The 15,117-nt window shown below is 68.5% G+C and carries 12 protein-coding genes; 6 read left to right on the forward strand and 6 right to left on the reverse strand.

Going from position 1 to position 15,117, the window contains the following annotated elements; translation table 11 throughout:
- Window positions 1-890: CoA ester lyase (locus tag F3J15_RS24395; protein WP_166894539.1), on the reverse strand; the 890-nt coding region annotated here is incomplete at its 3' end.
- Between the two features lie 232 nt (window positions 891-1,122).
- On the opposite strand from F3J15_RS24395, the gene F3J15_RS24400 reads away from it, so the two are divergent.
- The 4 genes from F3J15_RS24400 to F3J15_RS24415 all read left to right on the forward strand — a co-directional run bounded on the left by F3J15_RS24400 (window position 1,123) and on the right by F3J15_RS24415 (window position 5,831).
- Window positions 1,123-1,887 (forward strand): IclR family transcriptional regulator, encoded by a 765-nt coding sequence (locus tag F3J15_RS24400; RefSeq protein WP_069247759.1) that lies wholly within the window; start codon window positions 1,123-1,125, stop codon window positions 1,885-1,887.
- 59 nt (window positions 1,888-1,946) lie between these two features.
- On the forward strand, window positions 1,947-3,227 hold the full coding sequence (locus F3J15_RS24405) for a CoA transferase (protein WP_069247760.1): 1,281 nt from the start codon (window positions 1,947-1,949) through the stop codon (window positions 3,225-3,227).
- A gap of 56 nt (window positions 3,228-3,283) precedes the next feature.
- Window positions 3,284-4,303, forward strand: a complete 1,020-nt coding sequence (locus F3J15_RS24410; RefSeq protein ID WP_166894541.1) for a cyclase family protein — start codon at window positions 3,284-3,286, stop codon at window positions 4,301-4,303.
- A 76-nt stretch (window positions 4,304-4,379) separates the two neighbouring features.
- On the forward strand, window positions 4,380-5,831 hold the full coding sequence (locus tag F3J15_RS24415; RefSeq protein ID WP_166894543.1) for an MFS transporter: 1,452 nt from the start codon (window positions 4,380-4,382) through the stop codon (window positions 5,829-5,831).
- Between the two features lie 28 nt (window positions 5,832-5,859).
- On the opposite strand, the gene F3J15_RS24420 is transcribed toward F3J15_RS24415, so the two are convergent.
- The 5 genes from F3J15_RS24420 to iolC form a co-directional block, all read right to left on the reverse strand.
- Window positions 5,860-6,354 (reverse strand): heme-degrading domain-containing protein, encoded by a 495-nt coding sequence (locus tag F3J15_RS24420; RefSeq protein ID WP_069247763.1) that lies wholly within the window; start codon window positions 6,352-6,354, stop codon window positions 5,860-5,862.
- Between the two features lie 114 nt (window positions 6,355-6,468).
- Entirely contained in the window at window positions 6,469-7,287 is an 819-nt protein-coding gene (gene iolB / locus F3J15_RS24425) for a 5-deoxy-glucuronate isomerase (RefSeq protein WP_166894545.1), read from the reverse strand.
- 60 nt (window positions 7,288-7,347) lie between these two features.
- Complete coding sequence (iolE, locus tag F3J15_RS24430; protein ID WP_166894548.1) at window positions 7,348-8,277, reverse strand: myo-inosose-2 dehydratase; 930 nt, start codon at window positions 8,275-8,277, stop codon at window positions 7,348-7,350.
- 61 nt (window positions 8,278-8,338) lie between these two features.
- A complete protein-coding gene (gene iolD / locus F3J15_RS24435) occupies window positions 8,339-10,222 on the reverse strand; it encodes a 3D-(3,5/4)-trihydroxycyclohexane-1,2-dione acylhydrolase (decyclizing) (RefSeq protein ID WP_166894550.1) in 1,884 nt (627 codons plus the stop codon).
- A gap of 40 nt (window positions 10,223-10,262) precedes the next feature.
- Window positions 10,263-12,221 carry a 5-dehydro-2-deoxygluconokinase gene (gene iolC, locus F3J15_RS24440; RefSeq protein ID WP_089445444.1) on the reverse strand — a complete coding sequence of 653 codons (1,959 nt, stop codon included), beginning with the start codon at window positions 12,219-12,221 and terminating at the stop codon, window positions 10,263-10,265.
- 317 nt (window positions 12,222-12,538) lie between these two features.
- Between iolC and F3J15_RS24445 the strand changes: the two genes are divergently transcribed.
- A complete protein-coding gene (locus F3J15_RS24445) occupies window positions 12,539-13,465 on the forward strand; it encodes a sugar ABC transporter substrate-binding protein (RefSeq protein WP_166894552.1) in 927 nt (308 codons plus the stop codon).
- A 68-nt stretch (window positions 13,466-13,533) separates the two neighbouring features.
- Window positions 13,534-15,117, forward strand: a complete 1,584-nt coding sequence (locus F3J15_RS24450; RefSeq protein WP_166894554.1) for a sugar ABC transporter ATP-binding protein — start codon at window positions 13,534-13,536, stop codon at window positions 15,115-15,117.

Genomic DNA, 15,117 nt, shown 5'->3' on the forward strand with positions numbered 1-15,117 from the left:
CAGCGTGCGCGTGCCCGTACGGCGGCATCGCGCGCGAGCACGCGGGCCGCCTGTGCGACGCCGGCGGCGTCGACCATCCGGCCGTCGATGCGCAATGCGCCGCGGCCGTTGGCACGCGCGTCGTCGTAGGCGGCGAGCACGGCGCGCGCGTTGCGCACTGCATCGTCGTCGGGGCGGAACGCGCGGTTCAGCGCATCGACCTGCAGCGGATGGATGCAGGTGGCGCCCGCATAGCCGAGTGCCGCGGACGCGCAGGCGATGCGCTCGAACGCATCGAGGTCGCGCAGTTCGTCGAGACCGTCGATCAGGCCGAGCGGCAGGATGCCGGCCGCTCGCGCGGCGATGATCAGCAACTGCTTCGGTACGCGCAGCACGTCGGCGCCGGTGCCGCTTTCGCAGTTCAGCGCGAAGTCGCCGCCGCCGAGCATCATCGCGACGACGCGCGGCGAGGCGCGCGCGATACGGTCCATTGCCTGGAACGCGCGCGGCGTTTCGATGATCGCGACGATACGCGTGCTGCCGGGCGCGGCACCGGCTTCGTTCTCGAGCGTGGCCAGCAGTTCGTCGATCGCCTCGACGTGCGAGCCGCCACGCACCTTCGGCAGCACGACGCCGTGCACGCCGGCCCGCACGGCCGCCCGCAGGTCCGGCACCAGCAGGTCGAGCGGGCCGTTGGCGCGGACCAGCACGTCGCAGCCGGCGCCGCGCAGCATCGGCACGGCGTCGGCGAGGCCGGCGCGGGCGTCGGGCTTGCACGCGAACGGGACGCTGTCCTCGAGGTCGAGGATCAGCGCATCGGCTGCGCTGGTCGCGGCTTTCGTGACGAAACGGGGGACGTGGGCAGGGACGTAGAGGAGCGAGCGCCAGACGGGTTGGGAAGAGGAGTTCATCGTCGTTCTCGTAAAATAAAAGTCACTTTCATTTTTGTGACTGATTGGCGCATTCGTCAAGATTATCGTTAACGCCTATAAATAACGGGAATTGAAAGAAGATGAACGATCGGCGCCATGCGAATTCATGTTGATGTCATCGGCGCTCTGCGTATAATGAAAGCGACTTTCATTTTCAGATGATCTTGGGCGATGCGGATCACCCGGTCGCCCGGCACAGCGTGAGGCGGACATGAGCAAGGTGGAGACGAACAACCCGGCAGAAGGCGGCGTGGCCGCGGTCAATCGCGCGCTGACCGCGCTGCTGGCTTTCTCCGGCGCGCCCGGCGGGCTGATGCTCGCGCAGGTCAGCGAGGTGACCGGGCTCAACATGAGCACGCTGCTGCGGATGTTCGAATCCCTCGAACAGTTCCGCTTCATCAAGCGTTTGCCCGACGGGCGCTACGTGCTGGGGCCGGCCGTATTCCAGCTCGGCGTGATGTACCGCGAGTCGTTCCAGCTGCGCGAGCACGTGATGCCGATCCTGTCGACGCTGTCGGTGCAGACCGGCGAAACCGCCGCGTTCTACGTGCGCGAGGGCGACCAGCGCGTCTGCCTGTTCCGCATCCAGGCCCAGCGCGCGGTGCGTACGCATCTGCGCGAAGGCGACCGTTTTCCGCTCGACGTCGGCGCGGCGGGGCGCGTGCTGCTCGCGTTTTCCGGCACGCGCGGCGGCGAGTACGAGAAGACGGCCGAGCAGGGCTACACGGTGTCGATTGCCGAGCGCGATCCGGAGAGCGCGGCGATCGCATGTCCGGCGTTCGGCGTCGGCCGCGTGCTGAGCGGGGCAATCTCGCTCGGCGTGCCGCGCTATCGCTTCAACAAGAAAGTGCTGGCCGATTACCTGCCGTACGTGCAGGCCGCCGCTGCCGAGCTGACGCATGCGCTCGGCGGCGATCTGCCCGCTGCGGGTGCACCGTTCCCGGCGGCCGACCAGCTTGGCGCGCTGCTCGAATAGCGCAGGCGCGCGGCGCGCGCCTCCCTGACCCACCGACAGACACCTACCAGGAGACAGTCATGTCCGTACCCGACACGCAGGCCGCTCATGCGGCCGGCGCGCATCGTCGCGCGCCCACCGGTCCGATCCGTCAGAAATCGTTCGACGCAGGCGCGGGCGGACCGCTGTCCGGCGTGCGCGTGGTCGACCTGTCACGATTGATGGCCGGCAATATGCTGAGCGTGCAGCTCGCCGACTTCGGCGCGGACGTCGTGAAGGTCGAAAGCGAGCGCGGCGATACGCTGCGCGCGGTCGGCGCGGGCGGAATCAGCACGAACTGGAAGGTCTACGGACGCAACAAGCGCAGCGTGTGCGTCGATCTGCGCACGCCGGAGGGCGTCGACATCGTGCGCCGGCTGGTGCGCGACGCGGACGTGTTCGTCGAGAGCTTCAAGCCGGGCGTCGCGGAGCGGATGGGGCTCGGCCCCGACGACCTGCTTGCGATCCGGCCGGAACTGGTGATCGCGCGGATTTCCGGCTGGGGGCAAACCGGCCCTTATCGCCACAAGCCGGGCTTCGGCACGCTCGCCGAAGGCTATGCGGGCTTCGCCGCGATCAACGGATTCGCCGATCGTGAGCCGGTCCTTCCGCCGATGTTTCTTGCCGACATGACGGCCGGGATGTCCGGCGCGCTCGCCGTGCTGGTCGCGCTGCATGCGCGCGGGACGCAGCGGGCGGCGGGGCAGGTGATCGACGTGTCGTTGTTCGAGCCGCTGCTGTCGATCCTCGGGCCGGCCGCGGCGAACTACGTGATGACCGGCGAGATCAAGCCGCGCACCGGCAGCCGCTCGACGAACACCGCGCCGCGCAATGCGTATCGCACCCGCGATGGCAAATGGCTGTGCCTGTCGAGTTCGACGCAGGCGATGGCCGAGCGGTTGTTCCGCGCGATCGGCCGCGCGGACCTGGTCGACGATCCGCGCTATGCCACCAACGTGCTGCGCGTGCGGCATGCGGAGGCGCTCGACGCGATCGTCGGCGAATTCATTGCCGCACGCGATCTCGACGCCAATCTCGCGTTCTTCGAGGAAGCGGGCGTGACGGTCGGGCCGATCCAGGACATCGCGCAGATCGTCGCGGATCGCTACGTGATCGAGCGCGAGGCGCTGGTCGAACTGCCCGACGACGACGTCGGCAGCCTGCCGATGCACAACGTCACGCCGCGCCTGTCGGGTACGCCCGGCGCGTTCCGCCGGCCCGCGCCCGCGCTCGGCGAACACAATCGCGAGATCCTCGAGCCGCTGCTCGGCGAGCACGAGTACGCGCGGCTCGCTGCGCGGGGCGTGATCCGTTCGCGGTGAGCGGACCGCGCAACGACGGAAACCGGATGCACCGGACATTGCATGGAGGAGACACCATGAATCCGCGTTGGACCCATCGGCCGCCCGGCTCGAACTGGGGCGATTTCGGCCCGGACGACCAGAAAGGGCGCCTGAACTGGCTGACGCCCGACGCCGTGCTGCGCGGCGTCGCGGAAGTGCGCGAAGGCCGCGTTTTTTCGCTGAGCCTGCCGCTCGACGTGCCGCGCGGCGGCGGACTGAATGCACGGCGGCGTCCGCCGGCGATCATGCCGGCGCTGGTCGGCGACAGGCCGTACTTCGGCTATCGCGCGGACGAACAGGTTGCAAACGCAACCGATGTCGTGTGCGACGACGCGTTCTGCATGCATTCGCAGTTCTCGACGCAATGGGACGCGCTGTCGCACGTCGGCTCGCTGTTCGATCCGGCGGGCGACGGTGAAAAGACCCGGGTGTTCTACAACGGCTACCGGATGGGCGAGCATATCCGCGTGCCGGAGGCCGGTGCGCCGGAAGGCGGCGCACGGGCGCTCGGCATCGAGGTGATGGCGCGGACGGGCGTGCAGGGGCGCGGCGTGATGGTCGACCTGCGCCGTCACTTCGGCGACGCGCGGCGCAAGATCGGCTTCGACGACTGGATGGCGGTGCTGCGCGCGGATGACGTGAGCGTCGAGCGCGGCGATATCGTGTGCGTGCATACGGGCTTCGCCGACCGTCTGCTGGAAGCGGCCGCGCGCGGCGAGACCGGTGCGCCGCACGCCTGCTGCGTGCTGGACGGTGGCGACGCGCGCCTGCTGAACTGGATCGACGCGTCGGGGCTCGCGGCGCTTGCGGCCGACAACCATGCGGTCGAGGAGCGCCCGCGCGACGCGCAGCCGTTCGCCCAGCCGGGTGCGCTGATGCCGTTGCACGAGCTGTGCCTGTTCAAGCTCGGCATCCATCTCGGCGAACTGTGGCACCTGACGCCGCTCGCGGACTGGCTGCACGCCCATCACCGCAGCCGCTTCCTGCTGACCGCGCCGCCGCTGCATCTGCGCGGGCTCGTCGGCTCGCCGGTCAATCCGGTCGCCACCGTGTGATTGCCACGCCGCGCGGCCGGTGCCGCGCCATGACCGCCGCTCCGCGCGCCGCGCGGGCGACTACCGAGGACACGCCATGTCTGACTCCCTTGCGGCATCGCTTGCCGCGCGCATCGATCGCCTGCCCGCGACAGCCGGTATCTGGAAGCTCGTGCTGTTCCTGAGCGTCGGCGGCTTCTTCGAGGTCTACGACCTGTTCCAGATGACCTATCTGCCGCCCGGGCTGATTCGCGACGGCATCTTTCACACCGGGGCACGCGGCGTGCTCGGCATGTCGGACCAGGGCGCGCTCGGCGCGGCGACGTTCATCGGGCTGTTCATCGGCGAAATGTTCGTGTCGCGCCTGGCGGACCGCTACGGGCGTCGCGCGGTGTTCACCGGTGCGCTGCTGCTCTATACCGCGGCGAGCCTGATGATGTGCGTGCAGTCGAGCGCGCTCGGCGTGCTCGTGTGCCGCTTCGTCGCAGGCTGCGGCGTCGGCGCGGAGCTGATCACGATCGGCGCGTTCCTGACCGAGCTGGTGCCGAAGGCGGTACGGGGCCGGGCATTCGCCGTCTGCTTCGCCGTCGGGTATCTGGCCATGCCGGTGCTCGCGTTCGTATCGTGGCTCTGGGTGCCGCACGATCCGCTCGGCTGGTCCGGATGGCGCTGGGTCGTACTGCTCGGCGGAAGCGGCGCGGTGGTCGTCTGGTGGCTGCAGGCGCGCTTGCCGGAGTCGCCGCGCTGGCTCGTCGGCGTGGGCCGCGAAGCAGAGGCCGAGCGCATCGTGGCGCAACTCGAACAGACCGTGGCGCGCGAATCGGGGCGGCCGCTGCCGGCGGTCCGGCCACCGGCCGCCGACTTGCAGCCGGCGTCACGCGCGCCGTCGATGTGGGATGCGCGATACCGCGGCCGCACCGCGATGCTGATCGCGTTCAACGGATTCCTGAGCATCGGCTTCTTCGGCTTCAGCCAATGGCTGCCGACGCTGCTCGCCGCTCAGGGCGCAACCGTCGCGACGAGTCTCGGCTATGCGTTCGTGATCGCGTTCGCCTATCCGGTGTCGCCGCTCGTCGCCGGTCTGATCGCTGACCGGATCGAGCGAAAGTGGCTGATCGTCGCGTCGGCGTTCGGCGTCGCGCTGTTCGGCAGCGCGTTCGCGATGTCGGCGCAAGCGCCGTTCGTCATTGCGTTCGGCCTGCTCGTCACGCTGTCGAGCACGGTACTCGCGAGCAATGGCACCGCGTACCAGGCGGAACTGTTTCCGACCGCGATCCGCGGGCGCGCGCTCGGTTTCGTGCATTCGATCGGCCGCCTGACCGGGGCCGTCAGCAGTTTCATCGTCGCGCTGCTGCTTGAGCGGGCGGGCGTGTCGGCGGTGTTCGCGCTGATCGGCGGCAGCATGCTGATCGTGATGCTGTCGATCGGCGCGTTCGGGCCGCGCACCAACAACCGGTCGCTCGACGATATCCCGGACGAGCAAGCCGATGCGGCCGTGGCGAAACGGCCGGCCAGCACGCTCGACGTGTTGCCGACGCGCCGTTCGTGACGGCGCGCGCGCGACCGCGCAACGGCTGTTACGCGCTCATCGCCAGCGCATTCGCGCCGACGTGCCACCGCAAGCATTCGACGACGAGCGCGTGATTGGCTTCGGACCCGAGCCCCGCGATCGTCATCGCGCCGACGATGCCGGCGCCGTCGAGCCGCAACGGCACGCCGCCGCCGTCGAGCGCGTAATCGTCGTCCGACAGGCCCTGCGAGCGCAGCGACCAGCCGGCACGCCGAAAGCACGCGCCGACCGCGAGCGAACTCTGGCCGAAACGCAGCACCGTGTTCTGCCGGCGGCGGACAGCATCGCTGTCGTGCGCGCCGCTGCCGTCGAGCGCGCAGTAGAACAGCGGCGCGTGCCCGCCGACGATGCTGACCGCGATCGGCAGCCCGCGTCGCGACGCGAGGTTGACCGCGATCTCTCCGATGCGGCGCGCGACGGACGCATTGAAGTGCGGCAGCGCCGGGTTCGACGCATCGTCGTCGAAGGCGGGGTGGTCGAGGCGAAAGAGGGGCGTCACCATGGCGGCTCCGTAGCGTTGCCGGCGCGGTACGCGCGTGCCGGGCGTCGCATCGTCACGGGCCGCGCGCGGGCCCGTCTTCCGTTTAGTGCTTCGGCGTGTCGGCACGTCGGCGTTTCAGCGCTTGGGCGCCGCGTCGAGCATCCACTCGTGCGCGGGATCGTTCTTGAACGCCCACGCGCGGCTCGGCCCGGCCATCACGTTCAGGTAATACAGGTTGTAGCCGTGCGGCGCGACCACCGGGTGGTAGCCGCGCGGCACCATCACGACGTCGTGGTCCTCGACCGCGCACGCTTCGTCGAGGCTGCGGTCGTCCGTGTACACGCGCTGGAACGCGAAACCCTGCGGCGGATCGATCCGGTGATAGTAGGTTTCCTCGAGCGACGTCTCGTCAGGCGCCGCGTCGCGGTCATGCTTGTGCGGCGGATAGCTGCTCGAATGGCTGGCCGGCGTGACGACCTCGACCACGAGCAGCCGGTCGGCCGCCGGGTTGTCGCCCATCAGGATGTCGCACACGTAGCGCGTGTTGGTGCCTTGCCCGCGTACCGAGCGGCGCATCCGCTCGCCATCGAGGCGTTGCACGGGCTTGTCGCCGCTCGCATACGGCGCGGTGCACAGCGCGATTTCCGCATCGCGCGTCGCGACCAGCGTGACCGTCTTGCCGCCCGGCACGTACAGCGCGTCCGGCGACATGTCCTCGAACACGCTGTCGCGTTTGCCGAGCGCATCGTAGGTGGTGCCGTCAATATCGGCGCGCACCGTGCCGGTGAGCACGACGACGCACAGCTCGCGCGCGCCGGTGTCGAGCGTTTCGGTGTCGCCGGCTTTCAGGCGCAGCGCGCGGAAACCGACGTGCTTCCAGCCGGCCGACTCGGGCGTGACGTTGCAGATTTCGCGGTCGGCAGAGGCTTTGACCAGCAGGGGAGAAATCGTCATGGGGTGGGGCTCCGCAACAGGGTAGGGCTCATGTGTTCACGCGTTCACACGTTCATGCGTTCACGCGCTCAACCGGTCGACGATCGCGCGCAGCGATTCGTAACCCTTCTTCGCATACGCATAGCTCGGCGCGACGGCCGGATCCTGCTCGGCCTCGACGACGAGCCAGCCTTCGTAGCCGGCGTCCTTCAGCGTGCGCAGCGTCTGCTCGTAGTCGAGCGCACCGTCGCCCGGCACCGTGAAGGTGCCGTTGATCACGCCGTTCAGGAAGCTCCAGCCATCGTTGCGCGCCTGCGTGACGACCTGCGGCCGCACGTCCTTGCAATGCACGTGAACCACCCGCGACACGTGCTTCTTCAGCAGCGTGACCGGATCGGCCGCGCCACCGAAATACGCGTGGCCGGTGTCGAACAGCAGGAACACTTTCGCCGGGTCGGTGAGCGCCATCAGCCGGTCGACGTCGTCGGGCGACTCGACGTACGCGCCCATGTGGTGATGGTAGGCAAGCTTGATGCCGTACGTGTCGAGCAGATGCGCGCCGAACGCGTCGAGGCGCGCCGCGTAGCGCCGCCAGGCTTCGTCGTCGACGAAGCGCGGGCGCTTCGCGACCGGCGTGTCGATGTTGCCCTGGATCGTGCCCGCGCATTCGCCGTAGACCACCACCTTCACGTCGTTGACCTGCAGCTTCGTCATGTGCGCGCGGCAGCGCTCGATCTCGGCTGCGACCGCATCGGCGTCGCTCATGCCCGGCTCGACCTCGGCGAGGAAGCCCGAATACCAGCCCGACACGCACACGAGCCCGAACTCGGCGAGCTTCGCCTTCAGCTCGGGGCCCGTCTTCGGAAACTTGTTGCCGAGCTCGAAGCCCGCGTAGCCGATTTCGGCGCCTTCCTTCAGCGCCGTTTCGAGCGGCGTCTCGCCGCCGAGCGACGGCAGGTCGTCGTTCATCCACGACAGGGGATTGATACCGATGCGGACGTTCCAGCTCATGGCGTGCTTCCTTGGTTCGAATGTGTTTTTCGCAGGGAGGGTTCGTGGGCCGTGCGCGCGATCAGCGCCGCTGCCGGGTCTTCGCATCGAGATACGCGCGGTGCGCTGCATCGACGCCGGCGCGTTCGGATACTTGCGGCACGGCGACTTCCCACCACGCGCCGCCGTCGTCGGTCGTGCGATGGTGCGTGGTGTCGATCACGAGCACCTGGCTCGTCGTCGCGGCGCGGGCGCGTTTCATCTCGCTGCGCAGCTCGCCGATGTCGCGCACGTGCACGGCTTCGGCTCCCATCGCGCGCGCATGCATCGCGAAATCGATCGTCGAGCGCTCGCCGCCCTCCGGCACGCAGTCGTCGAGCATGTTGTTGAAGCTCGCGCCGCCGCAATTCAGTTGCAGCCGCTCGATGCAGCCGTAGCCGCGGTTGTCGAGGATCACGACGATGATCTTGCGGCCGAGCATCACGGACGTCGCCAGTTCCGCGTTGAGCATCATGTACGAGCCGTCGCCGACGATCACGATCACTTCGCGCGCGGGCCGCGCGAGCTTCGCGCCGAGGCCGCCCGCGACTTCATAGCCCATGCACGAGTACGCGTAGTCCATGTGGTAGTTGCCCGGCACGCCGCTGCGCCACAGCTTGTGCAGTTCGGCCGGCAGCGTGCCCGCCGCGCACACGACGAGGTCGTCGCGCGCGCTGTCGCGGCCCGCGTCGGCCGCGGAGTCGCGCACCGCGCCGATCACTTCCGCGTCGTACGGGAGCGTGTCTTTCGGAATACGCGTCGTCAGATCGGTCACGCGCGCGTTCCAGGCGGCGGCCTGGTCGCGGTTGCTTGCGGTCCATGCCGGATCGGCTTGCCAGCCGGCCAGGGCGGCCGACAGCTGGCCGAGGCCCGTGCGCGCATCGGCCACCAGTTGACGGCCGCGTTTCTTGCCTGCGTCGAACGGCTGCACGTTCAGGCTCAAGAGCGTCGCATTGCCGTAGAGCGCATGCGAGCCGGTCGTGAAATCCTGCAGCCGCGTGCCGACCGCGAACACCACGTCGGCCTGCGCGGCCGCGCGGTTCGCGGCAGGCGAGCCCGTCACGCCGATCGACCCGAGATTCAGCGGATGGTCCCACGCGAGGCTGCCCTTGCCGGCCTGCGATTCGGCGACCGGCACGCCATGCATATCGGCGAACGCGCGCAGCGCATCCCACGCCTGGCTGTACAGCACGCCGCCGCCCGCGACGATCAGCGGCTTCTTCGCGGCTTTCAGCACGTCGAGCGCATCGGCGAGTTCGAGCGCGTCGGCCGGCGGCCGGCGCATCCGGATCACCGGCGGCGCAAAGAAATCCTCGGGCCAGTCGTACGCGAAGGTCTGTACGTCCTGCGGCAACGCGAGGCACACGGGGCCGCACTGCGCGGGGTCGGTCATCACCTGGATCGCGCGCGGCAGCGCGACGAGCAGTTGCTCGGGCGACGTGATCCGGTCGAAGTAGCGCGTCACCGGCCGGAAGCAGTCGTTCGCGCTGACGTCGCCCTGTTCGAAATCCTCGACCTGCTGCAGCACCGGGTCGGGCAGCCGCGACACGAACACGTCGCCGGGCAGCAGCAACAGCGGCAGCCGGCCGACGTGCGCGAGCGCGGCCGACGTCAGCATGTTGGTCGCGCCGGGGCCGATGCTCGACGTCGCGGCCATCATCCGCTGGCGGAAGTTCGCTTTCGCGAACGCGACGGCCGCGTTGGCCATCCCTTGCTCGTTGTGGGCGCGGAAGGTCGGCAGGCGGTCTTTTTCCGCGTGCAGCGCCTCGCCGAGCCCGGCCACGTTGCCGTGGCCGAAGATCGCGAACACGCCGCCGCAGTACGGCAGGATCTCGGTGCGGCCGTCGGGCTGGACGACTTCGGCGCGCAGGGCGGCCAGGTAGCGCACGAGCGCCTGGCTGACGGTCAGTCTCACGGTAGAGGTCATGTCGGTCGGTGAAGAGGAATGGGTCATCGCGGGCGTCGCATCAGGCCGCGGCGGCGCGGGCGGCCGCGGCACGGCGGCCGAGCCATGCGTCGACGAGCTGCGCGAAGTTGCCGGCGACTTCGTCGATCAGCGCCTGGTCGTCGATCCGGCCGGCGAACCAGTTCAGCGATGCGTCGGCCCACAGCGTGCGCCCGACCATGAAGCCCTTGACGATCGGGTTGGTCGCGGAGCGGAAGCTGTCGACCAGGTATTGCAGCGGCTGGTTCAGCCCAAGGATCACGGCGCCGCGGCAATGCGGGTCGCGCTCGGCGATCAGCGCGGCGAGCCGCGTCCAGCCGTCGGCGGTGAGCGGCGTGAGCTTCCACCATTCGGGCTTCACGCCGAGGTTGTAGAAGCGCGCGATCGTGCGCAGCACCGCGTCGTCCTCAGTGCCGGCCGGCGTCACCGCGCGCGGCGGAATCATTTCCAGCAGCAGTTCGTTGCCGCTGGCGCGCGTGGCTTCCCACAGTTCCAGCACGCGCTGCTCCTGTTCGACGCGCAGGTCGACCGGGTCGTCCGGGTGATAGTGCACGAGGCACTTCACGACCTGTTCGGTCGGCCAGTGCGTGAGCGACGAGCCGACCGAGCGCGTTTCGTCGAAGCGCAGCGGCCGCGAGCCGGGCAGCTCGACCGGGCGGCCGACCCACCAGCCGCGTCCGGTGGCCGACGCCAGCGCGTCGCTGCCGTAGCCGCCGCCGTCGATCAGCACGCCGACGTGGCCTTCGATGTGGCGATCGCGCTCGACCTGTTCGACCGCGCGCACGAGCAGGCGCTTCAGCGTCTTGATCCGCGCTTCGTCCGCACCGGCCTGCACCGCGAGTTCGTAGAACTGGCTGCGATGGTCGAACGCCATCACGCACAGGTCGTCCCATTCGCGGCGCGGCACCGTCACGCGATGCAGGTGCGCGAGTGCGTGGTCGGCGTCGACCACCGGGTTGCGGCTGCCGTCGAACCAGTGCGCGAGCTCGGCCGGCGTCGGCATCGCGGCCGAACACGCGTGGCGCGACACGACGATCGCGCCGCACGCGTTCGCGATGCGTGTCGACTCGGCCCAGTCGCGGCCGCGCAGCAGCCCGGACAGCAGGCCCGACAGGAACGCATCGCCCGCGCCGAGCACGTTGAGCACCTCGACGCGTTCGCCGAGGAAGGTCGGCGCATCGTCGATGCGGGCGGGAACGTCGCCTTCGATCACGCAGCAGCCGAGCGCGCCGCGCTTGACGACCAGCGTCGCGTTCGTGATCTTGCGCACCGCCTGCAACGAGCCGATCACGTCGTGCGGCACGCCGCCCGCGATCAGGAATTCCTCCTCGGTGCCGACCAGCAGGTCGAATTCGCCGAGCACCTGCTGCAGCTGCCGCGTCACCTGCGCGTCCGGCACGTAGCGGTTCTCGCCCGCGCCGCGCGCGGTCAGCCCCCACAGCACCGGCCGGTAGTCGATATCGAGAATCCGCACGACGCCATGGCGGCGCGCATAACCGAGCGCGGTCAGCGATGCCTCGCGCGTGCCCGGCGTCGACAGGTGCGTGCCGGTGATCGCGAGTGCGCGGCAGCCGGCGATGAAGTCCTCGCTGATCTCGTCGGCGCGCACGGCCATGTCCGCACAGTTCTCGCGCACGAACAGCAGCGGGAACGTGTCGCGGTCCTTCAGCCCGAGCAGCACCAGCGCGGTGAGGCGTTCGCGGTCGGTCTGCAGCTGGCTCGTGTCGCAGCCTTCGCGCTCGAGCGTTTCGCGCAGGAAGCGGCCCATCTGTTCGTCGCCGACGCGCGAAATCATCGCGGTCTTCAGCCCGAGCCGGGCCACGCCGAACGCGACGTTGCCGGACGAGCCGCCGAGATACATCTGGAAACTGCGCGCGTCTTCCAGGCGGCTGCCGTACTGCTGCGCATAGAGATCCACGGCCACGCGGCCGAGGCAGGCGAGATCGATGGGGCGGTCACTCGGAAAGTTCAGCAGGCTCATATCACGTGTCACGCTCGCAGCCGGCGTTCGGCGATGCCGGCGGATTAGGGGACCGAACCTCGGGCGGCGATCCGCACCGTGTGCTGCACGACGCGGGACTGCCTGCCGCAAGGAATCGGGCTACGGAACGGAGTCTAGACTTTTTGGAAATCCAGTTCCCTAGGTGAAATCACGTAGAAATAAATTTCCAAATTGTCGAGGAAGTGATCTACAGTTTCATCCGGATGCTTCAGTCCGTATCGGATTCGATCGGACTCGGCCCGGCGGCGCGCAACGCGCCGTCTTCCGCCCCCCGGAGATGAGGAGACAGATTGATCATGAAGACCAAGCTGATGGCCGTCGCGGCCGCCGCGATCCTGGCAGCGCCGCTCGCGCATGCCGAGAAGATCGGCGTGACGATGGCGTCGTTCGACGACACGTTCCTGACCATCCTGCGCAACAGCATCGCCGATTCGGCGAAGAAGGACGGCGCGACGGTGCAGATCGAGGACGGCGGCAACGACGTCGGCAAGCAGTTGAGCCAGGTCCAGAACATGATCGCGCAGAAGGTCGACGCGATCATCGTGAACGCGGTCGATACCGACGCGACGCCGAAGATCACCAAGATGGTGACGGCCGCGAAGATTCCGCTTGTATACGTGAACCGCAAGCCGGTCGATTTTGACAAGCTGCCGACGGGCGTCGCGGTCGTCGCCTCCGACGAGAAGCAGTCGGGCACGCTGCAGGCGCGCCAGGTGTGCAAGCTGCTCGGCGGCAAGGGCGACCTCCTCGTGCTGATGGGCGAGCTGTCCAACGAATCGGCGCGCGCCCGCACCAAGGACATCGAGGACGTGATCGCGACGAAGGATTGCTCGGGCATGAAGATCGTCGACAAGCGCGAAGGCAAGTGGAGCCGCACGCAGGGCCAGGACATCACGATGAACTGGCTGAGCTCCGGCACGAAGTACGACGCGATCATCTCCAACAACGACGAGATGGCGATCGGCGCGATCAACGCGCTGAAGGCCGCGCGCAAGTGGACGCCGAAGACGATCGTCGCCGGCATCGACGCGACCCCGGACGGCCTGGCGTCGATGAAGAGCGGCGAGCTGAAGGTGTCGGTGTACCAGAACGCATCCGGGCAGGGGCAGCAGGCCGTCGCGGCCGCGCTCAAGCTCGCGAAGAAGCAGCCCGTCGACCGCTACGTGAACGTGCCGTTCGAGCTCGTGACGCCCGAGAACATGAACCAGTACGCGAAGCACTGACCGGTGATCCGTTGAATGGCGCGGGCCCGGCACGACCGGGTTCGTGCACGACTTGTCGAGGAACGTCCATGATTACAGCCAGAGTCGCGCGCCCGATGGCCGGCGACGCTGCGCGGGCCGCTTCGTCCGGCTCGACCGGCGCGTCGGCCCCGCCGGCTTCTTCCGCGGCCGACTGCGTGCTCGAGGTGCGCGGCGTCGGCAAGTCCTTTCCGGGCGTCGTTGCGCTCGATGGCGTGCAGTTCCGCGTGCGTCGCGGCACCGTCCATGCACTGATGGGCGAGAACGGCGCCGGCAAGTCGACGCTGATGAAGATCATCGCGGGCGTCTACACGCCCGACCAGGGCGAGATCCTGATCAACGGCGAGCCCGTCGTGCTGAATGGCCCGCTCGATGCGCTCGACCGCGGCATCGCGATGATCCACCAGGAACTCAACCTGATGCCGTACATGACGGTCGCGGAGAACATCTGGATCCGCCGCGAACCGAAGAACCGCTTCGGCCTGATCGATCACGCCGCGCTGCGCCGCCAGACGGCCGAGCTGTTCGAGCGGCTGTCGATCGACATCGATCCGGAAACCGACGTGCGCACGCTGACGGTCGCGAGCCGCCAGATGGTCGAGATCGCGAAGGCGGTGTCGTTCGACTCCGACGTGCTGATCATGGACGAGCCGACTTCCGCGCTGACCGACAAGGAAGTCACGCACCTGTTCCGGATCATTCGCCAGCTGCGCGAGCAGGGCAAGGGCATCGTCTACATCACGCACAAGATGAACGAGCTGTTCGAGATCGCCGACGAGTTCTCGGTGTTCCGCGACGGCAAGTACATCGGCACGCATGCATCGAGCGACGTCACGCGTGACGACATCATCCGCATGATGGTCGGGCGCGAGATCACGCAGATGTTCCCGAAGGAAGAGGTGCCGATCGGCGAGGTCGTGCTGTCGGTGCAGAACCTCGGCGTCGACGGCGTGTTCCGCGACGTGAGCTTCGAGCTGCGCGCGGGCGAGATCCTTGGCGTGGCCGGCCTCGTCGGCTCGGGGCGCTCGAACGTCGCGGAGGCGCTGTTCGGCGTCGTGCCGGCCACGTCGGGCGAGATCCGCATCGACGGCAAGCCGGTGCGCATCACGACGCCCGCGCAGGCGATGAAGCACGGGATGGCCTTCCTCACCGAAGACCGCAAGGACACGGGCTGCTTCCTGAATCTCGACCTGCTCGCGAACATGGAAGCCGCGGTGCTCAGCAACCGCTACGTGAAGTTCAACTTCGTGCGGCAGGCGCAGCTGAAGCGCGACTGCGAGGAAATGAGCCGGATGCTGCGCGTGAAGTCGCCCGGGCTGCACGAGGAAATCCAGAACCTGTCGGGCGGCAATCAGCAGAAGGTGCTGATCGGCCGGTGGCTGCTCACGCAGCCGCGCATCCTGATCCTCGACGAACCGACGCGCGGCATCGACGTCGGCGCGAAGGCCGAGATCCACCGGCTCGTCAGCGCGCTCGCCGGCAAGGGCGTCGCGGTGCTGATGATCTCGTCGGAGATGCCGGAAGTGCTGGGAATGAGCGATCGCGTGATGGTGATGCACGAAGGGCGCATGACCGGCATCGTCGATCGCAAGGACGCCGACCAGGTCCGCATCATGGATCTCGCGTCGCGCTGA

The organism is Burkholderia sp. Ap-955 (genome assembly GCF_011753045.1).
GTDB classification, from domain to species: domain Bacteria; phylum Pseudomonadota; class Gammaproteobacteria; order Burkholderiales; family Burkholderiaceae; genus Burkholderia; species Burkholderia lata_D.